The 24833-nt window shown below is 38.1% G+C and carries 19 protein-coding genes, 1 tRNA gene and 1 riboswitch; of the genes, 14 read left to right on the top strand and 6 right to left on the bottom strand.

Annotated features, from left to right (window positions below; all coding sequences use genetic code 11):
• Positions 1 to 956: 956 nt before the first annotated feature.
• The 8 genes from guaB (at position 957) to ACFSGI_RS22440 (ending at position 10172) form a co-directional block, all read left to right on the top strand.
• Positions 957 to 2414 carry an IMP dehydrogenase gene (guaB, locus tag ACFSGI_RS22475; RefSeq protein ID WP_204827358.1) on the top strand — a complete coding sequence of 486 codons (1458 nt, stop codon included), beginning with the start codon at positions 957 to 959 and terminating at the stop codon, positions 2412 to 2414.
• A gap of 491 nt (positions 2415 to 2905) precedes the next feature.
• The gene (locus ACFSGI_RS22470) at positions 2906 to 4327 is read left to right on the top strand and encodes a D-alanyl-D-alanine carboxypeptidase family protein (protein WP_379284484.1); all 1422 of its coding nucleotides are present in this window, start codon (positions 2906 to 2908) and stop codon (positions 4325 to 4327) included.
• Positions 4328 to 4544: 217 nt separating this feature from the next.
• Positions 4545 to 5426 (top strand): pyridoxal 5'-phosphate synthase lyase subunit PdxS, encoded by an 882-nt coding sequence (gene pdxS, locus ACFSGI_RS22465; RefSeq protein ID WP_204827357.1) that lies wholly within the window; start codon positions 4545 to 4547, stop codon positions 5424 to 5426.
• Positions 5427 to 5441: 15 nt separating this feature from the next.
• Positions 5442 to 6023, top strand: coding sequence for a pyridoxal 5'-phosphate synthase glutaminase subunit PdxT (gene pdxT / locus ACFSGI_RS22460; RefSeq protein ID WP_204827356.1), 582 nt, complete (start codon positions 5442 to 5444; stop codon positions 6021 to 6023).
• Between the two features lie 206 nt (positions 6024 to 6229).
• Entirely contained in the window at positions 6230 to 7513 is a 1284-nt protein-coding gene (gene serS, locus ACFSGI_RS22455) for a serine--tRNA ligase (RefSeq protein ID WP_204827355.1), read from the top strand.
• Positions 7514 to 7602: 89 nt separating this feature from the next.
• Positions 7603 to 7691, top strand: a tRNA-Ser gene (locus ACFSGI_RS22450).
• A 271-nt stretch (positions 7692 to 7962) separates the two neighbouring features.
• Entirely contained in the window at positions 7963 to 8868 is a 906-nt protein-coding gene (locus ACFSGI_RS22445) for a YitT family protein (RefSeq protein ID WP_204827354.1), read from the top strand.
• Positions 8869 to 9080: 212 nt separating this feature from the next.
• Positions 9081 to 10172 carry a hypothetical protein gene (locus ACFSGI_RS22440; protein ID WP_204827353.1) on the top strand — a complete coding sequence of 364 codons (1092 nt, stop codon included), beginning with the start codon at positions 9081 to 9083 and terminating at the stop codon, positions 10170 to 10172.
• Between the two features lie 82 nt (positions 10173 to 10254).
• Here ACFSGI_RS22440 and ACFSGI_RS22435 read toward each other — a convergent pair whose 3' ends face one another.
• The 4 genes from ACFSGI_RS22435 to motA form a co-directional block, all read right to left on the bottom strand.
• Positions 10255 to 10851, bottom strand: a complete 597-nt coding sequence (locus ACFSGI_RS22435; protein ID WP_204827352.1) for a GNAT family N-acetyltransferase — start codon at positions 10849 to 10851, stop codon at positions 10255 to 10257.
• Between the two features lie 21 nt (positions 10852 to 10872).
• A complete protein-coding gene (gene tadA, locus ACFSGI_RS22430; RefSeq protein ID WP_204827362.1) occupies positions 10873 to 11361 on the bottom strand; it encodes a tRNA adenosine(34) deaminase TadA in 489 nt (162 codons plus the stop codon).
• A gap of 278 nt (positions 11362 to 11639) precedes the next feature.
• Positions 11640 to 12482 (bottom strand): flagellar motor protein MotB, encoded by an 843-nt coding sequence (gene motB / locus ACFSGI_RS22425; RefSeq protein WP_204827351.1) that lies wholly within the window; start codon positions 12480 to 12482, stop codon positions 11640 to 11642.
• The gene (gene motA, locus ACFSGI_RS22420; RefSeq protein WP_204827350.1) at positions 12475 to 13293 is read right to left on the bottom strand and encodes a flagellar motor stator protein MotA; all 819 of its coding nucleotides are present in this window, start codon (positions 13291 to 13293) and stop codon (positions 12475 to 12477) included. The genes motB and motA overlap by 8 nt, the downstream gene beginning before the upstream one ends.
• Before the next feature lie 197 nt (positions 13294 to 13490).
• Here motA and ACFSGI_RS22415 point away from each other — a divergent pair, with 197 nt between their 5' ends.
• Positions 13491 to 13784: a hypothetical protein gene (locus tag ACFSGI_RS22415; protein WP_204827349.1), complete on the top strand. Its 294-nt coding sequence runs from the start codon at positions 13491 to 13493 to the stop codon at positions 13782 to 13784.
• Between the two features lie 81 nt (positions 13785 to 13865).
• On the opposite strand, the gene ACFSGI_RS22410 is transcribed toward ACFSGI_RS22415, so the two are convergent.
• Positions 13866 to 14378, bottom strand: coding sequence for a GNAT family N-acetyltransferase (locus tag ACFSGI_RS22410; RefSeq protein ID WP_379284487.1), 513 nt, complete (start codon positions 14376 to 14378; stop codon positions 13866 to 13868).
• Between the two features lie 274 nt (positions 14379 to 14652).
• Positions 14653 to 15126 carry a C40 family peptidase gene (locus ACFSGI_RS22405; RefSeq protein WP_204827361.1) on the bottom strand — a complete coding sequence of 158 codons (474 nt, stop codon included), beginning with the start codon at positions 15124 to 15126 and terminating at the stop codon, positions 14653 to 14655.
• A 12-nt stretch (positions 15127 to 15138) separates the two neighbouring features.
• Positions 15139 to 15278, bottom strand: a riboswitch (cyclic di-AMP (ydaO/yuaA leader).
• 478 nt (positions 15279 to 15756) lie between these two features.
• Between ACFSGI_RS22405 and ACFSGI_RS22400 the strand changes: the two genes are divergently transcribed.
• The 5 genes from ACFSGI_RS22400 to ACFSGI_RS22380 form a co-directional block, all read left to right on the top strand.
• The gene (locus tag ACFSGI_RS22400) at positions 15757 to 16269 is read left to right on the top strand and encodes a YwhD family protein (RefSeq protein ID WP_204827347.1); all 513 of its coding nucleotides are present in this window, start codon (positions 15757 to 15759) and stop codon (positions 16267 to 16269) included.
• A 361-nt stretch (positions 16270 to 16630) separates the two neighbouring features.
• The gene (locus ACFSGI_RS22395; RefSeq protein WP_204827346.1) at positions 16631 to 18088 is read left to right on the top strand and encodes an ATPase domain-containing protein; all 1458 of its coding nucleotides are present in this window, start codon (positions 16631 to 16633) and stop codon (positions 18086 to 18088) included.
• 17 nt (positions 18089 to 18105) lie between these two features.
• Complete coding sequence (locus tag ACFSGI_RS22390) at positions 18106 to 18357, top strand: hypothetical protein (RefSeq protein WP_069328928.1); 252 nt, start codon at positions 18106 to 18108, stop codon at positions 18355 to 18357.
• Complete coding sequence (locus ACFSGI_RS22385) at positions 18350 to 20563, top strand: LuxR C-terminal-related transcriptional regulator (protein WP_379284478.1); 2214 nt, start codon at positions 18350 to 18352, stop codon at positions 20561 to 20563. Before ACFSGI_RS22390 ends, ACFSGI_RS22385 begins: the two co-directional genes overlap by 8 nt.
• Positions 20564 to 20783: 220 nt before the next feature.
• The coding region (locus ACFSGI_RS22380; RefSeq protein ID WP_379284476.1) for a beta strand repeat-containing protein at positions 20784 to 24833 on the top strand (4050 nt) is incomplete at its 3' end.

The raw sequence follows: 24833 nt of genomic DNA, 5'->3' as shown, positions 1-24833 counted from the left end.
CGACCGTTAAGCCCTCCAGCGCCGATGGTACTTGGACCGCAGGGTCCTGGGAGAGTAGGACGTTGCCAAGCAGCGAGCAAGATCGAAAGAGTGATTCCTTACTAAGGAGTCGCTCTTTTTTTGTGTTGAAAATCTTTTATTGAGTGGTAAGGCAGGGAGGGACAAGGGTCTAGGAAAGAGAGAGTGGAGTTGTGGAAGATAAGAATAGGGGATAGGATTAGAATGTTGTTGCTAGGTAGCTGATAACTAAGGTGGTACCCCAGCTTGTGATCTCTGGGATCTCTTGGTATGGGATGGGTAGGGCTCTGTAGGGTTGGGGTTATTATTCTGTGTTTAGGTGTTCTGTGTCACTTACTGTATTATTTCTTATCTCTCTGCTTTTCTTGCTATCCTTACCTGTAGTATTCTCATTTCAGTATCTTCTATTGACTATCTCTTTGTATTTACCTCTGTAACTACCTCGTCACGTTCTTTGTCTTACTGCTCTGGATATTTCTTGCATCAGTATGATTTGCTTTAACTTTCCTCCCCCTTTACTTTTACCTAAATTCAGCTTGATTGGAAAACGATGTTCTAATGACTTCCTATCTTTCTTCTAATCTTTATATATATGATCTCCATATACTGATTAAGCAAAATAAGAAAAGTTATCATCTTTTCATGATCTTATAAGAAGTAAAAAGTTCGTTTTTAACAGTATACTTATATTTCTTTTCCTTGATAAATAAGGAAAAAAGAATATTAATGTCTCTAGTAGGTGGACATTCGTTTGCGAGGAGAAACCAAATGTAGATAATACTTTAACATTCTTGACAGTCTGTAATACGCTTTGCTAAGATTGCAATAATATATTTTCAGAAACTAATGCAGAAACTCATTTTCAGCTATTTTAACGCCTTATTTGTGTAAGGTTTTTTTATTATAGAATTAAAAAAGAATAAGGGAGGAACATCCTTGTGTGGGAAACAAAATTTGCTAAAGAGGGACTAACATTTGATGATGTCTTGTTGGTACCCCGTAAATCCGAAGTTTTACCAAAAGAAGTAAGTGTTGCTACAGTTCTGAGCAAGCATGTAAAATTGAATATTCCTTTGATTAGTGCAGGAATGGATACAGTAACCGAAGCAGCTCTAGCAATCGCTATGGCTCGCGAAGGCGGTATTGGTATCATTCACAAAAACATGTCTGTAGAACAACAAGCAGAAGAAGTAGATCGTGTAAAACGTTCTGAAAGTGGCGTTATTACAAATCCATTTTCTTTGACACCGGACAAAAAAGTATCTGATGCTGAAGCAGTTATGGCAAAATACCGTATCTCTGGTGTACCTATCGTAGATGAAAACAATACGTTAGTTGGTATTATTACCAATCGTGATCTTCGTTTTATTCATGATTATAATATTGATATTACAGAAGTTATGACTAGCGAAAAATTAGTAACTGCTCCTGTAGGAACTACTTTACAAGAAGCAGAAGTACTATTGCAAAAACACAAAATCGAAAAATTACCTTTGGTAGATGAAAACAATATTCTTAAAGGTCTTATTACGATTAAAGATATTGAAAAAGCTATTCAATTCCCTAATGCAGCGAAAGACGCTCAAGGACGTTTGTTAGTAGGCGCAGCTATTGGCGTATCTCAAGATTCGTTTGTACGTGCGGAAGCATTAGTAAATGCAGGTGTCGATTTGTTAGTAGTGGATTCGGCTCATGGTCACCATATTAATATTTTAGATGCTGTACGCAAACTACGCTCTATGTTCCCTGAACTTACTATTGTAGCAGGTAATGTAGCAACAGGTGAAGCGACTCGTGATCTAATCCAAGCAGGTGCTTCTGTTGTTAAAGTAGGGATTGGACCAGGTTCAATCTGTACAACACGCGTAATTGCAGGTATTGGTGTACCGCAAATTACTGCGATCTACGATTGTGCAACAGTCGCTCGTGAATATGGTATTCCAATCATTGCAGATGGTGGTATTAAGTATTCTGGTGAGATTACTAAAGCTTTGGCTGCTGGTGCTGATGCAGTTATGCTAGGAAGTCTATTTGCTGGAACAGAAGAAAGTCCTGGTGAATCTGAAATTTATCAAGGTCGTCGTTTTAAAGTATATCGTGGTATGGGTTCTATGGCTGCTATGAAACAAGGAAGTAAAGATCGTTATTTCCAAGATGATGATAAAAAGCTTGTTCCTGAAGGTATTGAAGGACGTGTCGCTTATAAAGGGCCATTGTCTGAAACGATTCATCAGTTGATCGGTGGTCTTCGTTCTGGTATGGGTTACTGTGGTACAGCTGATTTAACTGAATTGCGTAACGATACTCAGTTTATTCGCATTACAGGTGCAGGATTGCGTGAAAGTCATCCGCATGATATTCAAATTACAAAAGAAGCGCCTAACTATTCGATGTAATTAGAATGATATAGCGCTCTAGCTGAGTTTTAGATAATGCTAAAATTACAAATATAATAAAGCAGAAAATGAGCAAAAGAATAAGAATTTTAAAGCTTCTTCTTTTACATTTTAATTGACGTTTAGACAAGCTTGTGATTTTAAGACAAGCTTGTCTTTTTTTGCGTTTAACCGTATGTTAAAATGAGAAAGTCGTTGTGATATTCGGTAATTTTCGGTATATATCTCTATATAGGAATACATAATGACCAGAAACAAGAAATTGTAGGGATTTATACGAATTTATTGGATTGTATGACTATTTTTGAATTTAATTTAGGTTAAATTGTACCGTTCATATAACTGTAAGCTACTTATTTGGAATAGGCTCCTAATAAGGTCTTGGTACGTTTATATATACCAAGTTTATTTTGAATTGAATTGCAATAAAGTAGTAGGTGGTCTTTGAACAACATTTACATGCTTAAACATTTGAGGGGAGCATCAGCACATTGAAACGCAACAAATGGTTAGAAAACGGAATTTGGAATAAGTCGAAACGTCAAATGGTTAAAAAGGGAATCACAGTTATTATGGTAGCAAATATGTTCTGTATGGCGGTTATTCCTACAGTTACGATGGCTGCGGCATCTGCTACAGATTCGAAGAGTACCACAACAGACAGTAAGTCTACAGCAGCAACTTCAAATGCTACAGGCAAATTACCTACTGCTGAATCGCTTGGTTTGGATGTGAAATCGGCTGTCTTAATGGAAGCTTCTACAGGTAAGATTTTGTTATCTATTAATGCAGATGAAGCATTACCACCTGCAAGTATGTCCAAAATGATGACAGAATATCTAGTATCTGATTATGTAAAACAAGGTAAAATTAAATGGGATGATGTTGTAACCGTATCTGAAAATGCTGCTGCTCAAATCGGATCACGCGTATTTTTGGCTAAAGGTGACAAGCATACAGTACTTGATCTATACAAAGCGATGGCGATTGGATCAGCAAATGATGCTTCAGTAGCATTAGCAGAATTTATTGGTGGAACCGAGCAAGATTTTGTTAAAATTATGAACGAAAAAGCAAAAGAATTCGGAATGAAAACAGCTCATTTTGCTAACTCTACAGGTTTAGATATTGCAGATATGCCTGCTGCAACAAGACCGGATTCAAATCAAGAAACGATCATGTCTGCGATGGATACAGCGTTGTTAGCTCAACATATTGTAGATGATCATCCTGATTTTAATGATGTTACTAAAATTCAATCTTTCAAATTCCGTCCAACTGATAAAGATCCGGTTGTAAACTGGAACTGGATGTTAGAATCCAATGCGTCGATTACTAACTTTAAAGCTTATGCTTATAAAGGATTAGACGGTCTAAAAACAGGTCATACGAATGCGGCAGGACAATGTTTTACAGGTACAGCTGAACGTAATGGCATGCGCCTGATTAGCGTTGTAATGGGTACGACCTCTGAGCCTGAGCGCTTTATTCAAACGAAAAAGATTCTTGATTATGGATTTGATAACTTTGAAGTGAAGCAAGTTGTTGGAGCAAAAGCAGCAGTATCTGGTCTTGCGTCTCTTCCAGTGGTGAAAGGTACAGCTAAAGAAGTTCCTGTAGTAACAGATGCGGCTGTTAATGTTGTTGTTCCTAAAGGGACTACACCTAAAAACGTAACATATACTGTAGCTGCAGCAAACGAAGCAACACGTACAGCACCGATAGAAGCAGGTAAAGCATTAGGAACGATTACGTACACGTATAAAGATTCCAATATGCCAGAAGATCAAGTAGAAACCGTAAACTTGATTGCCGCAGAACCTGTAGAAAAAGGTAGCTGGATACGATTATTTTTCCGGGCTATTGGCGATTTGTTCGTTGATTTGTTCGATTCTGCTAAAAATATGTTTTAATATCTAAAAGTTGTCTGACTGTAATAGAGATGATCCTATCAAATGTATTGTATATTCAATAGCTCTACTGTAAAATGATGAGTTAGATTCTGTCTCAAATTTAGCGATGAATTTGAGGTGTAAGCATCCAGTTATTTATGATTCCGTATGGAGTATAAATAGTCTTTGTAATCGAAGAATAATCTTATGTTATATATCGAATTCAGGGGGCATGAACATGGAAACCGGTACATCCAGAGTTAAAAGAGGTATGGCAGAAATGCAAAAAGGCGGCGTCATTATGGACGTTATGAATGCAGAGCAAGCTAAAATTGCAGAGGCTGCTGGTGCAACAGCAGTTATGGCTCTTGAACGTGTGCCTTCTGATATTCGCGCTGCTGGTGGCGTAGCTCGTATGGCTGATCCAACGATCGTAGAAGAAGTCATGAAAGTTGTATCTATTCCGGTAATGGCGAAGTCTCGTATTGGTCATTATGTAGAAGCTAAAGTATTGGAATCCCTAGGCGTAGATTATCTGGATGAGAGTGAAGTTTTGACTCCAGCGGATGAAGTGTTCCATATTGATAAACACGAATTTACAGTTCCGTTTGTGTGTGGTGCTAAAGATTTGGGAGAAGCTCTTCGTCGTATTGGTGAAGGTGCATCTATGATTCGTACTAAAGGTGAGCCAGGAACAGGTAATATTGTAGAAGCTGTTCGTCATATGCGTTTTATTAATAGCCAAATTCGTAAAGTAACGAATATGTCTAAAGATGAATTATATGCTGAAGCGAAAAATCTTGGTGTTTCTTACGATCTATTAGTAGGTGTACATGAAGCAGGTAGCCTTCCAGTCGTTAACTTTGCAGCAGGTGGCATTGCAACTCCAGCAGATGCGGCATTGATGATGTATTTGGGAGCAGACGGAGTATTCGTAGGTTCTGGTATTTTCAAATCAGATAGCCCTGAGAAATTCGCACGTGCTATCGTTGAAGCAACGACACATTATGATGATTATAAATTGATTGCAGAAGTATCCAAAAATTTGGGTGCTCCTATGAAAGGTATCGAAATCTCCAAATTGGCTCCTTCAGAACGTATGCAGGATCGTGGCTGGTAAGAAAGAAGGTAGACCATGAAGATTGGTGTATTAGCATTACAAGGTGCTGTTGCAGAGCATTTGAAAAGCCTTCAACTAGCAGGTGCAGAAGCAATCAGCATCAAACGTATCGAGCAACTAGAAGAAATTGATGGATTGGTGATCCCTGGCGGGGAAAGTACTACTATTGGTAAATTAATGCGTAAGTATGGATTTATCGAAGCTATCCAGCAATTTTCACAGCAAGGGAAGCCACTTTTTGGAACGTGTGCGGGACTGATTGTATTGTCAGAACGAATTGCCGGGCAGGATCAACCCCATCTTTCTTTGATGGATATGACTGTTTCACGTAATGCTTTTGGCAGACAACGCGAAAGCTTTGAAACGGATCTTGATGTGGTTGGGATCGACGAGCCGATTCGAGCAGTATTTATACGTGCTCCTCTTATTCAAGAAGTTGGAGAAGGTGTACAAGTACTGTCTACGTATCACGATGAGATTGTAACAGCAAGACAAGGGCATTTGTTAGCTTGTTCATTTCATCCAGAGTTAACAGATGATTATCGCTTGCATCAGTATTTCGCAGACATGGTGCAAGAGTATGTTTCTCATAAATAATCAAATGTTGTAATTAGCTAGAACGTTTAAATACATGACACCTTAACTCTTGGCAGCTTCTGTTATGAGGAATTTCTCCTGATACAGATGGCGGCAAGTTCTCACTTGCCCGGTATAAAGCATTCACTCTTTTCTAAAAAAGATGAAGCTTGACGGCGGAAAAGAGAACCAGGAGTTAAGGTTATTTTCATTAGGAGGGTTTATAGATGTTAGACGTAAAGATATTACGTAATGACTATGCACGTGTAGAACAAGCATTGCAAAGCCGTGGCAAATCGTTAGATTTAATCGCAGAATTTCCTGCACTTGATTCTAAGCGTCGTGAATTGCTACAAGAAACAGAATTACTTAAAAATCGCCGCAATGTAGTATCTGGCGATGTGGCTAAACGTAAAAAGAATAAAGAAGATGCAGAAGAATTAATTCTTGAAATGCGTGAAGTGTCCGATCGTATTAAAGGATTAGATGAAGAAATTCGTCAATTAGAAGCACAAATCGATATGATGATGCTATCTATTCCTAATATTCCTCATAGCAGTGTACCGATTGGTGCTTCTGAAGACGATAATGTAGAAATTCGTCGTCATGGAGAGCCACGCGAATTTACTTTTACCCCGAAAGCACACTGGGATGTTGCTCAAGATCTAGATATTATCGATTTTGAAGCTGCTGCTAAAGTGACAGGTTCACGTTTTGCTTTTTATAAAGGATTTGGAGCAAGATTAGAACGTGCATTGATTAACTTTATGATGGATCTGCATAGCAGTGAGCATGGGTATGAAGAGATCTTACCTCCTTATATCGTAAATAAAGATAGTCTGGTAGGTACAGGGCAACTTCCTAAGTTTGAAGAAGATTTATTTAAGTTAAATGACACTGAATATTATCTTATTCCTACAGCAGAAGTACCGGTGACCAATTATCATCGTGAAGAGATTTTGCCAGCCGATCAATTACCAAAACATTATGTTGCGTACAGCTCATGTTTCCGTTCTGAAGCAGGTGCTTCTGGTCGTGATACGCGTGGCTTAATTCGCCAACATCAATTTAACAAAGTAGAAATGATCAAAATCGTACAACCTGAGACTTCTTATGATGAATTAGAAAAAATGACGGCTAATGCAGAACGTGTATTGCAGTTATTGGGTCTGCCTTATCGTGTGTTGTCCCTATGTACTGGTGATATGGGCTTCACAGCCGCTAAGACGTATGATTTGGAAGTATGGTTGCCTGAGAGTAATATGTACCGCGAAATCTCTTCTTGCTCGAATGTAGAGGATTTCCAGGCACGTCGTGCAAATATCCGTTTCCGTCAAGATACGAAGAGCAAGCCTGAATTTTTGCATACGTTAAATGGCTCAGGATTAGCTGTAGGTCGTACTGTGGCAGCGATTCTAGAGAACTATCAGCAGGAAGATGGAACTGTCATTATCCCTGAAGTATTGCGTCCATATATGCGCGGGGCAGAAGCAATTACAAGCAAAAAATAATTTTTTAAATCTTTTTTTATAAAAAGCTTGTCAAATCTTAAAATCCATGATATGATATTTATGTTGTGCAAGATTGATAAAGCTTTTCTGGAGAGGTACCGAAGCGGTCATAACGGGGCGGTCTTGAAAACCGTTAGGGGGCAACTCCACGTGGGTTCGAATCCCACCCTCTCCGCCATATATTTAAATCCAAGTCGTTCCTTTAGAGGAGCGGCTTTTTTGTTGTTCATTGATAAAGTATGAGAAAGTATAAGGAATTTTATAAGTATGTATTTGATTTTTGTGGGACAACCCACTATTTTATGTCATAATAAATAGTGAATACTATGATATATAGATTATGAACTCCTGATCATATGGTATGTCATTGTGTCACCCATCATCTACTTAAAGAAAAACATGTTACCAAACGCTGTATCTCTACGTACATAAGAATAGGAGGACATACCATGGTAGATATGAATCAACCTCCCGATTTATCAACATTTGTGCCAATCAAGCACAGCAGAAGGTCTTTGAAAAGTACAGTAATGCGCACATTGCTTATCGTGCTAGGCGCTATGATTGTAGCTGTCGCACTAGAGCTGTTTCTGGTTCCTAACAATATTACAGATGGTGGCATCACAGGCATATCTATTATTTTGTCTTATATCACCAAGTGGCAATTAGGTCTGTTTCTATTTGTGATTAATATTCCGTTTTTGATTATTGGTTATAAGCAAATAGGTAAAACATTCGCTTTGTCTACGTTGCTAGGTATAACGGTGATGTCGATCGGTACATTTTTATTGCATCCTGTAGAAGCATTCGTTAAAGAAACTGTACTTGCCTTTGTATTTGGAGGTATGTTTCTCGGATTAGGAACAGGGCTTGTGTTGCGTTCTGGTGGATCATTGGATGGTACAGAGATTGTAGCAATCTTATTGTCGCGACGGTCTATTTTTTCAGTAGGCGAGATTGTTATGATTATCAACGTATTTATTCTGTGTGGAGCAGGCTTTGTATTTGGATGGGATCGAGCGATGTATTCGATTATTGCGTATTATATTGCTACCAAAGTCATCGATATTACGATTGATGGTCTGGATCAATCCAAGTCGGTATGGATTATAAGTGATCGTATTCAGGATATCGGAGATGCTATTATTCATCGTCTGGGACGAACCGTCACGTATTTATCCGGTGAAGGTGGATTTTCTGGCGAAGAGAAGAAAGTTATTTTCTGTGTTATTACTCGCTTAGAAGAAGCAAAGTTAAAAGAAATTGTGAATCATTTTGATGAGACTGCCTTTATGGCTGTTGGTAATATCCATGATGTTAAAGGTGGAAGATTCAAGAAAAAAGATATCCATTAACAAAGTGTAACTTCATTTTCCAAAATGTATGGTATGTTGGTAAAAGCTTTATTGTCGGTGTACTTATAAAATATAGATATTAATAACCAATTTTGAGTTTTTGTATTTCAAAATTAGCTAAAATGGGTTATTATGTATGCTGGCTTTATACCTGTCGTATTTTGAAAATGAAGTAAAACTTCATCGCTGTAAAAAAAGAGAGGGGTAATAAAATGAAAAAAAGAATGACACTTGGGCTGTTAGTTATGCTCATGATACTTACAGTTGCACTTGTAGGTTGTACAAAGAAAGCTGAACCGAAAGAAGCGGTAAAGGCGGCAACAACCAACGCGGCTAAAATGACATCTTATGCGATAGCAACGAAGTTGAAAGTAAATGAATTATCTTTCACTACTGCTGATGGAAAAGCAACAACAGATGCTCAAAGTGCACAGATCGCAAGTTTACTTAAAAATGCAGAATTCAATGTAACAGGGGTATACCAAGGTGACCCAATGCAAACAGAATTGAATATGGAATTGAAATTGAGTGGCGATATGGCAATGACATTTACAGTGCCTATGGTGATGACTCAAGAAGTTCTATATGTGAAGATTCCACAAATCCCAATGTTGGCATTGCCTGATACATTGGTAGGTAAATTCTTGAAATTGGATCTAAAAGAACTGGCTGCTCAACAAGGTCAAGAATACAAACCTTTAAGCCCAGCTACAACACAACAATTAACTCAAGACTTGTCTAATGCTGTTCTAGACAAATATGACCAAGCTAAATACTTCAAAGATGTAGATACAAAAGACGCTGCTCTTCCTGAAGGTGTAGACGCTAAGCAAGTTGTTCAATTCGCAGTAACGAATGACAATGCTAAAGAAGCAGTAACGATCTTCGTAAAACAAGCATTGCCGGCTGTATTGGATGTATTGTCTAAAGAAGAATACCGTAATGCTTTGAATATCAAACAAACAGATATTGATGAAATGAAAAAAGAACTTCAATCTGAAGATTCTCAAAACAGCTTCAGCAAATCTGTTAACGAATTAGATAAATATTTAACGCTAAATCAATTCCATATTAATACAGCAATCAACAAAGATGATTTCCCTGTATATCAACAAATGGTAATGGATGCTGTATTCTCTGATCCTGATACCAAACAAAATGTGAAATTGTCTTTAGATGGTAGCAGTCAATATTCTAAAATCAACGAAAAACAAACATTTGCTATTGGTATTCCAGCAGATGCGGATGTAGTTACAATGGATGAATTCCAAAAACAAGTTGGTTCTATGTACGGTGCTAACTAATCATTGGTAAGAAAAAGCTCACTGCGTATATGCAGTGAGCTTTTTTTGATGGTTGCAGTGAATATAGGTACAACTAAATTATTTATGATCGAGAAGTACCTGCATTAGAATCTAGCGCTAATCGTGTAAATTCTTCTTCTAAAATCGAAAACATCTGATGATCTTCCCATTGATCATTAATTTTGACCAGTTTGCGTGCAATTCCTTCTGCTTGAAAGCCGCATTTCTCCAGTACACGCCTTGAAGCTATATTATGAGGCAAAATACCTGCTTGTACCCGGTGAAGCCCTAGAGAGCGAAAAGCGTACGCTAAAAGCAATTGTACACCACCGGTCATATACCCTTTGCCTTGAAAGCTATAATCCATAGAATAACCGATGTCTGCAAATTGGCCGACACCCCGTACCAGATGTGTTAGAGATAACGTTCCTAATAACTCATGACCTTCCGAAGAAAATAAGCCAAATAGATAGGCTTTATCTTCCCAGGCTTCTTGTTGTCTGCGATAGATCAAGTCCAACTGACTAGGAAGTGTAAAAAATTCATTAGGATATCTCGGTTCAAATGCTTGATTGGCTTCGCGACTATTCACTCGTAATTGGAGAAGGGCAGAAGCATCCTCTGGCTCAAGTAAACGAATATAAATACCTAATGTACTATCAGACAATGTTAGCGACATACAACCCCTCCTTATTCAGAATTATGATTGTAACGGTTTGCACTTTTTCAGTCGCAAGCGTAGCTGCTTGAAAAAGTCAGTTAATAGTAGCGCACATTCAGGTTGCAATATATCTGTAATGATCTCTGTACGATGGTTAAATCTAGGTTCTTGTAGCAGGTTCATCAATGTACCGGCACAGCCTGCTTTGGGATCTACAGTTCCATAGACTACAGTGGGCACACGACTCTGTACAATTGCTCCTGCACACATCGGACAAGGTTCTAAAGTAACATAAAGGGTACAATCTAATAATCGCCAGGCGCTCAATGTTTCACTAGCCTGTCTAATCGCTATAATTTCAGCATGAGCAGTAGCATCGAATGAAGTTTCACGTAAATTATAACCTCGACCAACGATCACATTATCTTTAACTACAATCGCTCCGATCGGTACTTCACCGAGCTGTTCAGCTTTGCGAGCTTCGGCTATTGCTTCTCGCATCCAATACTCATGTACTTCTTGAGAAATAATAAACCCAACCTTTCACTGTGGATACTTTCTTTACTTGTACATCGAACAGATATTCGTTGTTAACACGTTGTGGATAGAACTGTGGATAACTCTTAAAAAACGAAAATGATACCGTTTTAGCGGAAAAAGTTGTGGATAACTATATCTAAATAATAAAAATTAGCCCGTATTCTATTTTAGGCAAACTATTCTCTATTTTCAATCTATCGTGATTATTTTGAAATAAAAAAAAGAAACATTAGATATATATCTAATGTTTCTTTTTGGTTGTATGGTTATTTGCCGTTGTTGGCCATCGATTGAAGTGTAGGATTAACATCTTCATCTACATACTTACGAATAATCGATACTTCTACCCGGCGGTTTTCTGCACGTCCTAGATTAGTAGCATTACTAGCTACAGGGCGATATTGTCCATATCCGATTGCACTGAATTTACGAGGATCTAGCTTGTTGTTTAACAATAGAATTTTCATAAAGTTAAGTGCTCGATCTGAACTCAGATTCCAGTTCGATTCGTACTGAGAGTTAGAGATCGGAATATTATCGGTATGACCTGAAACGATAATATCGTAATCCGGGAATTGTTGTAGAATATTTGAGATCGATTTGGCGAGTATACGCGACTCAGGCTTCACTGTAGCTCGTCCTGAAGCGAATAATGTATTATCACTAATCGTAATACTTAATTGAGATTGATTAAGCTTGGTAGCTAACTGCTGGCTTAATCCATTGTTTTTGATGTAGCTGTCTAGTTGACGTTTTAATTTCTCTAGATTTTCTTGTTCTTGCTGTTTAAGTTTTTCACGTAAACTTTCTTTACTTTTTTGAGTATTATCCGCAGGTGAAGCCGCAGAAGCTGGTGTTTCATTATCATCGGATTTAGGTGTTTGTCCACTTGTTTCTTCCATAGCATTTTGATCCAGAACGCCTGTACCACCGGTAAAAGCTGCATTCATGGCTGCTGCCATTTGTTGAAATTTGGATGCATCTAATGAACTCATAGCAAATAGAGTAATAAATAATGCTAGCAAAAGGGTCATTAAGTCAGAGTAAGGAAGCAACCAACTTTCATCTGCATGTTCTTCATGAGGCTCGTGTCTACCTTTTTTACTCACTAGCTACCGCCTCCCCTACCGTACCACCGCTACTTTCTTCACTGTTCATTTTTGCATTTTCAGTAGGTGTCAAGAACACAGCCAATTTCTGACTAATCGCAATAGTAGATACACCGGATTGAATCGATAATAAACCTTCTACCATCATTAATTTAACTTCTACTTCAGCTTTGGATAAACGTTTAAGCTTAGTCGCTATAGGATGCCATAATACATAACCACTAAAAATACCGAGCAATGTTGCCATAAAAGCACCTGCAATCGCATGAGAAAGCTTTTCCAAGTCAGTCAAATCCGCCATCGCAGCAATCAGACCTACTACCGCTCCAAGTACACCCAGTGTAGGAGCATACATACCTGCTTGTGAGAAAAGAAGTGCGCCTGAACGGTGACGTTCTTCAGTGGCATTAATATCTTCCATCAATACATCTTGTACAAACTCTTGATCATTACCATCAATAATCATACGCATTCCGTTACGAAGGAAAGGATGATCAATTTCTTCAACTTTAGATTCCAAAGCAAGTAGACCTTCACGACGTGTGATCGAAGCCCATTCCATAAACATACCTACCAGATCTTTTTTGTCCATTAATTTTTGTTGAACAAAAGCTACTTTGAATAATTTACCTAGACGTTTTACTTCATTCATTGGAAACGCCATAAAGATTGTTGCTGCTGTACCGACAAAAATAATGACATAAGCGGCTGGGTTATTTACCAGATTGATAAGAGGGGCCCCTTTTAAAAGCATACCGAATATAAGTGAACCCAAACCTAGTATTAGACCGATAATTGTTGAAATTTGCATAATACACCTCGTCCGTGAGTATAATAGTTTATCTTTCTCATCATTCACTTCCATGTAATGATGTGTTCTCCAAAAACATCTGATACTCTTTTATCGACAAGATATGCTGCATTATTAAGAGTTTTTTAGTGTATATTTGCGTTATAATGTAAATAAGTTGGAAATTGTAACAATATCGACAGATCGGGAGGTTAAGTATGGGCGTTAAGCATGGAAGAGATTATGAAGCGATATTGAGTGATTTAACATCAGCAGTAGCGATGATTCCAGACAGTTATTTGTTTTTTGATATGGAACCTCAAGAGTGGGAAGTACTTGCTGAAGCTGAACGAAATGAAGTAAATGAAGCATTGGCAGAGGACTTATTTTTTGCGCTTGGTTCACAATCGACGATCTATGTAGGTAGTGGAGTAGTCATTTATGATGCAGATACACATCGTATTGATATTTTGATTGGCAAAGAAGAGATGACATTTGTAACTTTGATCTAACCAGATATCAATAAATATGGATATAGCAAAAGCACAGCGCAGATGGATTAGAAAATCATCTACGCTGTGCTTTTTGTTGGTTTATATATCAAGATCAAGATAGCGTGTATGAGGAGGAGCTTGATAGACCATACAATAGAAAGGCTTCATACCATCAGGCGTTCTACGTTCATACATGTCTGTGATATAAAAACCTGCTTTTTGATACGTACGAATAGCACGTTGATTCCAAGTTAACACTTCCAAATCAATTTCTGCTGTAGCATTACGGTTTTGAGCCGTTTTTACAATAGCCTCTACAAAAGCTTCTCCATAACCATGACCGCACAGATCAGGGCGCATGCCAATACCTAAACGTATCGTATTTCCCAATGGAAAAAGTTGAGCAAACCCGGCTAACTGTTCTTTTTGATCCAGTACCGATAAGTATTGTTGTTGCCGAATCTCTGGATCGCCGAACTCAATTCCTAATTCTTTCATTTGTGCCCAGGGCATCCAACCGTAAATATTATAAGGAGGATCGTATACCCATGTACATACTTCAGCAGCATGTTGTTCTGTCAAAGGAATCGTATGAAAAATAGAATGTGGCAGTGAGCTCATGATCTAACCTCCTCTGACTGTACTTTGTATCTACCATAAAAAAATCTTAAAAAATTTGCAATATCCTGTTTACCATAATTACGAGTAGGTTAATAATAAGTAGACATAATTATAAAGAACAATTTTATATAAATTTACGATTTTATGTAACCTATTAGGTGTTTGATACGTCTTACTTATATAGGAACATAAAAAAACCACTAAAGATTCTGGCGGGAATCTTCAATGGTTATAGGTTAATTTATATGAGTTGTAAATACGATGATTAATTGTCAGTTGCGAAGGTGTTATATGTGGAATCGCTCATAACACGTTTAGCACCAACGTAACGATTTTGATAGTAATCCATGCTCAAACTGTCAATTCTCACACCTTTGGAAGTAGAAGCGTGTGCGAAGTTACCATTTCCTACATAAACTGCTACATGTGAAACGCCAGCCCCGGTAGTATTGAAAAATAACAGATCTCCAGCAATTAAATCACTTTTTGATACAGGCTCACCGACTTGGTATTGAGAACTAGATTGGCGAGGAAGATCAATGTTCATTTTGCTGAATACATATTGTGTAAATCCTGAGCAGTCAAAACCGCTGAAAGATGTTCCACCAATACGATAAGGTGTTCCAATAGCTCCATCAATAACTTGATCCATTTTAGAATCTGCATGCGCACTTGTTACTCCAAGTGACGTAAATGCAATAGCAAGTCCCATTACTGCGGCTGTTAGTTTCTTTTTCATGTTCAAAATCGATTGTCCCCTTCCAATTGCCTACGAGGTTAGCTTAAGGATTCGGTAGAAGGTATTCCCCTATGATCCCTCTGAAACAAGATCAATTCACCCAAAACGGTTCCCCCGTTTCCCGGTACCACGGAATTTGGCTCAAAGCGTGGTGTGTACCGTATACGGATTACTACGACAAAACGACAAAATTTTCAGTTGCTATAAAGGTTACAGCATTTAGTTTTAAAGTTTACAAAGTTGTTACTAAAATCTCACTGGATTTATTCTACCAGAGGTTTTTTACTTTGGCAAACCTTTATTCATCTGTTTTTAAGATTTGTTTTTATATTTTCGTATCAAATCTCTATAAAAGCCTGTGGTTACAGCTTTTTTAAAAGTTAAAAAATTTTAATCTTTTGCTCATATCATGACGTTTATTGAATAATTATGATCACTATATATACTTTATTCGGTTCGACCGTTGTAATAATTAACGTTTTTTCCCTTTTTTTATGAAAATCTATGACAGTAATCGACTTTATTGGCTTTTAACTCAATATTCGCTACAATATGAATAATAAATTGAACTATAAATCTATGTATAATAACCTTATTTATACTGACCCCACAAAGGAGTATTCGAACAATATGGATGAAAATCAACCAAGTAAAAAGTCGATGTCACTTAATATTGTAAGTAGTAGTGCAAAAAGCAGTAAACATAAAGGTTTTGGAGCAGGAGCTATTAACCTCAATAATGTGTCCCCTATCATTATAGACCATGGCGAAGCAAAAATCGATGTTGGTGCAATGCATGCCAAAAGTAAAGTAGAAAAAGGAATCAAATTTACGACGAACCGCGAAGAAGTGAATGGTGGTCGTCAAGTATGGTTAGTCTGGGTAGCAGTCGATAAATTAGCTGAAGGTGTCAATTACGCTGGTGCTACTGCTTGTGAAATGTGGATTAATGAAGAAGAGAAAAAAGGTTGGAAAATTCTCGCAGAGCATGTGAATAAGTTAGATTATGCTATCAAGCGCCGTATTATGTTAGAAGGTCTAGGAAGCGAAGAAAAAGCAGCACTCAAAAAATTATTAGTCGCTCATAATGAAGAATGGTGGAACCAATCTTCTGAAGAGTTTAAAACAGCGTTAGAAGGTTAATAACACTTTATATAGTCTACAAGTTGTACAAAAGACCGACGACCCTTAGATCGTCGGTCTTTTGTTATTCTAAGTGATTGGGAGCATTCGATAAATATAATTTCTTCTATAGAAGAATTATATTTTAAAAGTAATTATTGGGGATTCAAAATAGTAGGATTATCTTTATTTATATCATATAATAACAAGTAAAATATGGTAAAAAAGGTTGTGGATATAATGTCTTTTTTGGCTCACTTACCAAAATTGGAAATTTGCTTCCTTCTATTGATAAAGCCTTGCTATAATTAAGATAAAGTTATCATCGTAACAAGCTGTCCCTTGCTTAACTAAAATATTCTACAGATGGAGGGAACACTACATGCAAAAAAGTGAAGCTGAGTATAAAAGTACATTAAAACAGCCAATTAGTACAGGTATCCCGGGACTGGATGATATTTTATGTGGAGGCATACCGCCAGGAGGCGTCGTCATTTTAGAAGGCGAACCAGGCACAGGAAAAACTACAATAGGCATGCAGTTTTTGGTTGAAGGTGCTATGAAACATAATGAGCCAGGGATATACATTACATTTGAAGAACTTCCTGAACAAATTTACGATGATATGGAACGGTTCGGTTGGAATTTGAAAGAGTTGGAACGGCGTAATTTGCTACGCGTGATCTGTATAGAACCGGAGATTTTATTAGAGCAAATGCTTGAACCGAATGGACTCTTTGAACAGATGATCAAAGAAATTGGTTGCAAGCGTGTAGTCATGGATAGTATCAGTTTATTTCGCTTAATGAGCAGTGAACAAGAAGCCAGAGCGAATGTCTATACTATTCGTAATATTATGCGCAAGCATGCCTTAACTTCTTTTTTTATAAGAGAATATTCAGAAGTGGAAGGAATGAATATCCCTTTCGAGAATTATATTTGTGATGGGATTATTCGCTTGTCTCTCAAACCTCTTATGGAAAAATACCGTAAACGAACTATCGAAGTATTAAAGATGCGTGGTACTCGTATTTTAGAGGGAGAACATACGTATAAATTTATTGAAAATGGAGTCTATGTGATTCCTTCATTATCTATGGCTGAAGATAAAATCTTAATTCAGGAAACAGAAGTACTTTCGACAGGTATGGATTGTTTGAACGAGCTATTGATGGGAGGCATTCCGAAAGGTAGTGTCTTTATGATTGATACGAATAGCAAAGCCAATTATCGTTATCTGTTATCTTCTATTTATGCGCAACGTCTCAAAGATGATGATTGTACTGTTACGATGATGTCTGGGAATACGACACTTGATATGTTTGCAGATACGGTTGATTTATTTGGCGTTTCTTTGCGTGAAGCGGCTGCGGAAGGAAAAGCTCATTTTATTGAGCATTACAAACGTGCTGTCGATGGAGAACTTGAAAAAGCATTGATTCGTGTAGACGATGTCAAAAATGAAGATTATGCAAATACACTTAATAGTAAGCTTTCGCCTATTTTTGAATGTGAAAAATTACGTAATAAGCGTTGGTTTATTTACTACGATCTAAATACGATTATTTCTGAACGAGGTAAAGATTTTGTGATGCGTTATTTCTCTGAAGAAATTTCATTGTGGCGTGCATTAGGAATTACTGTTATGGCGCACTGCAATTTTAGTGAAATAGGCAAAGAAACAGCATCATTTTTAGAAAGAACATGCAATGGTGTTATCAAAACATGGGTAGATGGTAATTATCAGTATTTACAAGTCACTAAATCACCAAGTGGTCGTGTTTCTGCACCGCATATTGTTACGAATATTCCTGAAAAACCATTTGTTCGGCTTGTTTAAGGAGGGGTTAAGCTTCTATGGTTGCAGAAAGCGATGTAATTACACTACAGATGGAATGTACTTTATTTTTTGAAAACAATCCTTATGCTTTAGAAACAAGTACCGGTATGTCCAAACGACTGGGACGAAACGCGAATTTGATTGAACGTGCTTTAAATCGTTTGACTGAATTGTCTATTCTTGAAAAAAACGGTCAGGGTACGCGTGCGATTTACCGTTATAAAACACCGTACATTCAGACAGAAGTGGACATGAATGCTTATGATTGAAAGCTATTTTATGAATGATAACTTAGACAGCTGTCAGGAACTCCAAAATGTGTATGCGGAACTTACCGGTTTGTTTATTTTTATCACTAATGATGAAGGGCATTTACTAAGTACGCCTTCAGATGTTGAAATCGCTTCTCTTTTTACAACGTATCCAAAAGAACTTGAAAGTATGTTGAAAACAGAAATCGATAAGCTCAAAGGACTTCGAGTTACTGCTTTGTCTGATCAGTGGATACCGGGTATTAAGTGGATTATTTCACCTGTGAGTATAGATCAGCAACCGATTGAGATGTATATCTGGGCAGGTATTATCATTCAAAAAAATACAAAGCAGACGATTATAGATCACGAGAATTACAACAGCCCTGATATGAAAGAACCTGCTGAAATTTTCCGAGTTATGAGAGAACGGATACAAGCAGTACAAGAAGATGATTTTCAGCAGATAGAGTACAAAAAAGATAAGATCAACAAATTATCTAAAGCGATCGCTCTTATTTTAAAGTCAGGGTACAAAGAGAAAAAATTTGCAGAACGTCTGACTACTCTGAATGAAACGTTACGATCAGATTCCAGTCGAAATCTGCCTATTGAAGAAGTGACACGAGCTGTACTTGCTTCTAGTGATCTAGCAGATGTGTTTGGATTTGCTTTGAAAACATCTTCAGGCACATATCGTATCGTGAGCAGTACAGGGCCGGCTGCTGCTGAATTAAAAGGAGCTATTTTCCACGAGGGCGAAGGCTTTCTCGGTCAGGCTGTACTTAGCGAGCAATTAAGCCACTGGAAAGATGTAGGTAGAGATCCGCGCAGTCACTTTTTTCTACAAAAAGGGTTGGCTTCGATCTACGAAGTACAGTGCTTTCCTATTCGTTATGATGATGAAAATTACGGGCTATTATTTGGAATCGGTTTAGAAGAAAAAGTATCAACCAATAGCAATATTCGTTTTGAAGAAACACTGATCTCGTTGATTGGTTGGTATATTGGTAACCATATTACTCATAGTCGTATGGAAAAGCAGATTCAGCGCTTCAAGCCATTGATGGAGCTAGCCAGTGTGATGGTATCGGTACAAGATATTCAGCGTGTCCTATTTATGCTGGTGGATATGAGTCTCAATCTGGTATGGAGCCCATCTGCTTCTATTGTAGTTCATCGGGCGAGTGAAGATGAAAAAGTGCAGATGGTGGCTCGTGGTATGGAAAGTCCTCATGGAGAAACATATGCCAGAGATATTGCTCGTCGTTATCTGGAAAATGGAAATAATCAACCAGCCACACATTCATACCTGAATCGTGCTGTGCCTTCATCATTGATGATTGAGTATCCTATCGTGTACGCAGATAAAACCAGAGCTGTACTTGCTGTAGCTATCGCAGATGAGCAAGAAGGCGAAGAGTGTCGCGAGATTTTGTCCGCTTTGGCGACAATGGGTAGTGTAATTATGAAGCTACTTTATGATCGGCAACAATTTTTATCTAACAGTAATCGCTTTGCGCATATTTTGCATGAATCGATTCGCGAGTGGAATGTAGCTCAATATCAACTGGCGACAGATGCACAGAAAATAGTGATGGAATTTGCATTATGGGGCGGTTTACGTAAAGACGAAGGAGAAACAATAGCGCGTGCTTGTTTAATGTCGTTTACAGATCCGGCAACTTTACGTAGTTTTCCTCACTTGTTTGAACAAGAAGCAGAAATGATTGAAGACTTTAAACAGATTCAACAGAATCAAAATAGTACGGCTTCCCGTGTGTATAGCAAAGGTGGACAGACGATGGTGTTAGTGTTTGCTTTGGCTGCTTCGGGTGATAATGATATCCAGCTAATGAATGATTCACAATTTACTAATATCGATCCTTCATTAATCAGCCAATTCCGTTTATTTATGCTGAGTCGTCATACTTTACAAACGGAAATTAGCTTAATGGAAGAAAAACCTATTCCTCGGGCGATAACTGCTGAAGTAGCAGAGGGACGTGGGCTAGAAGCCATTGTCAAAGAATTTGGATTATCTCCGAGGGAAAAAGAAGTGTTGGAGCTAGTCGTCAAAGCTTCCAGTAATAAAGAGATTGCGGCTGCTTTATTTATTAGTGAACACACTGTCAAAAATCACTTAACAAACATTTTTAATAAAATGAGTGTAACGGATCGCGCACAAGCAATTGCGGCTGTTTTTAACAAAAGTATAGGTTAAATAAAAAAGATCACTTTTTTTTCAAAAAAGGTGATCTTTTTTATTATTTTTGGCGATAAATGGAAGAGGAGGGTTTTCCTATTTCCTAATATGTATAAAATAGGAAATAAAGTCTATATATAACTGTTGCTGTTTCTAGGAAAATGAATCTGTAAGCTATAACAGGAAATGTTATTTGTCGCGACAGGTAATTTGACTAAAACAATAAGGGGAGAAAGATATGAAGAAGCGGAGCTACTCGGTATTCATAGTATTCTTGATCGTAAGTTTGATTTTCACAGGCTTGCCTAGGTACGCCAGTGCTGCTGTTGGTTCAATGACTATTACTTCTGCAGATGGAGTGCAAGTTGTTGGACAATCAGCTAATTTGAGTGTTACTTATAATTTAGGAGATGTAATTAGTCTGTTGGGTAGTATCACATATACTTTGCCTAATGGAATTAAAGCCACAACGTCTGACCAGATCAATGGTAGAAATTTGGTAGCTAGTGAAATTACAAACAATGGACAGACCGTTACGATTAGCACTGCAGCTCTTCTTTTATTACCTTCAACAACGTTAACCCTCAATAATAAAACGTTACCTGCCGCTGGCACGTATCAATTTACCGGAACTTCCAAAAATACATTAAATGTTTCTATCGGTAGTGCAACACAGCAAGGAAATTTTATTATACTTCCTGCTCCTACTGCACCTTCTTCAGCACAAATCAGTGTGAATAATGTAGTCGTCGGTTCTTCTACGGTTACCGTAACAGGACAGACTCAAGGAGATACGATCTCTGTTTATAATGCTAGTAATACTTTGTTAGGATCTGGTGTCGTCAATGCTCAAGGAACCGCTGTTATCGCAGCAACACTGGTTCCAAGTGGTGGCACAATCAATGTTAGTACAGTTCGAGGAACCGCAGAAAGTACTAAAACAGCTTTTACGTATGGAAGTGCTGTATTAAATTCTATTCCAGCCGCTAATATTACTGTTAATAATCAATATGGTGATCAAGATACAGTGACAGTTACAGGTGTAAGTGCAGGAGATGTAGTCACTGTCTATAATGGTACAACCGCTATTGGTAATGCCACAGCAAATGCGAGTGGTGTTGCTACTGTAACGACTACATTAACTCCTGATGGAGGTAGCGTAGGGGTTACATTAAAACGCAATACGATTGAAAGTACTCCAACTACAGTAAGTTATGGAGCGCAGGTTATTCCACCTATCGTTTCTGGAAATATTACAGTAACCAATTCATATGGAGGTACTTCCACAGTTAAAGTGAATGGTTTGAATGTAGGAGATATAGTGACCGTTTCTTCAGGCAATACCGTTTTGGCTACTGCTCCAGCAACCGCGAGTAGTCTAAGTTTACCTGTTGTGTTGACTCCTACAGGTGGAAGTCTGAGCGTCACTGTTAAGCAAGGATTACTACAAAGTGCAGCCACAACAGTTAATTATCCTTCTATTACTGTTCCTGTTGTAGGATCAGCTAATATTCAGGTGAATAATCGTTCAGGAAATACTTCAGATACAGTTGTCGTTACAGGTCAGTTAGCTGGCGATACGGTAAATGTATACAATGCTGATGGTGTGTTAGGTACAGGAACAGTCAATGCTGAAGGCAGTGTGACAATTCCAGTCGTACTAACTCCTATTGGCGGGAGTTTAAATGTTAGTTTGAATCATAACGGAGTAGATAGTGCTCCAACAGCAGTAAGCTATCTGGCAGAAGTAGTAACACCAATCTCCACTAACCAGATTTCACTTTCTCCTATTGTTGCAGGGAGTGCAACAGCAACAATCAGTGGCTTGACCAACGGAGATATTGTGAAAGTCTATGGAAATGGTACGGTTTTGGGAACTGCAACCGCAGGAGTAACAGGGATCGTTGCGATTCCAGTAGCTGTTAATCCTTTAGGCGGTAGTCTTGGAGTCGGAATTACACGAAATGGGATTGACAGTGTAACAACTTCGATCACCTATGGTGGAGTCGTTGTGCCTGCTATTCCAGTAGCCAATATTACCGTAACCAATCTTTCTGGAAATTCAGATACTGTTCAAGTTACAGGACAGACTGCTGGAAATATTGTAAACGTATATGGTAATGGAAGTGTAATTGGAACAGGTGTAGTGAATGCTCAAGGGACTGCTTTATTAAATGTTACTTTAGTACCTCTTGGAGGAACTGTTGGGGTAACGATTACAAATCAAGGAGTCGAAAGTGTTGCAACAGCAGTGATTTATGGAGCAGAAGTGACTCCTTCTATTTCTGCTAATGCTATTTTAGTTACAAATAACTCTGGTGATAACGATATTGTACAAGTAAGTGGATTAACAGCAGGAGACAGTATTGATGTATATGGAGCAGGTTCATTATTAGGAACTGCAACAGCACAAGCTGATGGCAAAGCTACATTAAATACAACGTTATTGCCAATCGGTGGTACGGTAGGAGTGACTTTGATTCGTAATGGAGTCGAAAGTGCACCTACACTCGCAAACTATACTACAGAAGTAGTAGATGCTCTTTTACAAGAAAATGTAGCTATTGTAAATGATATTGCAGGCAACTCCTCAGTAACTGTAAAAGCATTACAAGCTGGAGATATTATCAATGTGTATGCTAACGGTACATTAATTGGTACAAGTCCTGCTGATGCAAATGGATTAGCAAAAGTGAGTACTGATTTGGCGCCTAAAGGTGGTGTAATCAGCGTAAGTCTGGTTCGCAATACTATCGAAAGTACAGCAATTCAAGTTGGATATGGTGCTGTTTTGCTACCAGCTATTCCTTCAGAAAACGTAATACCAGCTAATAATTATGGTGATGACGATACCGTAACGATTGAAGATCTAGACGAAGGTCAAAAAGTAAATATCTATTCTGGTTCTGAACTTATTGGTACAGCAACAGCTCAAGGTAATGGTAGTACAGTTATTAATCTGACTTTAATTCCTACAGGTGGTGCGATTAGTGCTACTGTAGAATATTTGGGATTAGAAAGTCAGCCGGTTTCTGTAAATTATCCAACAGAAATTGTACCTCCTATTCCAGCGGCTTCAATTACTGTTCTGAATAATGCTGGCAGTAATGATAGTGTAACTGTTACTGGTTTACCGGAAGGTAATAAAGTAACTATATCTGAAGCAGGTGCTATTTTAGGAACAGGAACGGTAACTTCATCTGGAAATGTGACTATCAATCTTACGTTAAATCCAACAGGCGGTACGATTTCTGCGATAAATACGCACAGTAATATAGATAGTGTACCTACACCTGTTGTCTATCTAACAGAACCTGGTCCAGTTTTATCAGCACCAGATGTTCAAGTAATTAATAATATTGGTAGTAACGATACAGTCAAAGTAAGCAATGTCCAATCTGGAGATATGATTTGGGTTCTAGATGCTAATAATACTGTATTAGGTACAGGATTAGCAGATGGTAGCGGATTAGTGACTATCCAACTTGCTCTGTTGCCTGAAGGTGGACAAGTATCGGTTATTTTATCTCGTAATCAAATTAATAGTAATATTGTAAATGTGAATTATATAGCGGAAGAAGTAGCTCCACCAGCAGATACACCTACAGCACAGATTACACAAGTACAAGGTGTTGATGGAGTAATCACAGTGATCGGCATGGTTGAAGGAGAAACAGCGAAAGTCTACGATGACGATGATCAAATTCTAGGTACTGGCGTAGCTAACCTAGATGGACAAGCTATCATTAATTTCAAATTTTTGAAAGCTCAAGGTAGATTGTTTGTTCGTACAGTTGTAAATGGAGTAGAAACAACAATAAACACATTTGATTATCAAGGTATTCAGATTCCAGTAGATCCAGCTACACCAACAGCGGTATTGTCTAATATCGATGGTGCACAAGGAACAGTTAATGTAGCGAATGGTGTAACAGGCGATATTGTAAAAGTGTATAGCGAAGATAATCAATTATTAGGTACAGCGACAATTGGTTCAGACGGAACAGCGATTTTGAACTTTACCTTCCCGAATGCCCAAGGGGAATTGTCGGTACGAGTAACCACAAATGGAACCGAAACAGAAATCACAACATTACCGTACAGTGGAATTGAGATTCCAACCACACCAACACCAGCTGCTGCGATTACTGATATCACAGGTGATCAAGGAACAGTGAATATTACAGGCGTAGCTGTCGGCGAAGTGGTAAAAGTATATGATGCAGACAACAATGTCTTAGGAACAGCGGTAGCAGGAAGTAATGGTTCTGCACAAATCATATTTACG

Source organism: Paenibacillus nicotianae (genome assembly GCF_042681745.1).
Lineage (GTDB): Bacteria > Bacillota > Bacilli > Paenibacillales > Paenibacillaceae > Saccharibacillus > Saccharibacillus nicotianae.
The sequence above is the reverse complement of the archived record's forward strand: the minus strand, read 5'-3'. Positions and strand labels throughout refer to the sequence as shown.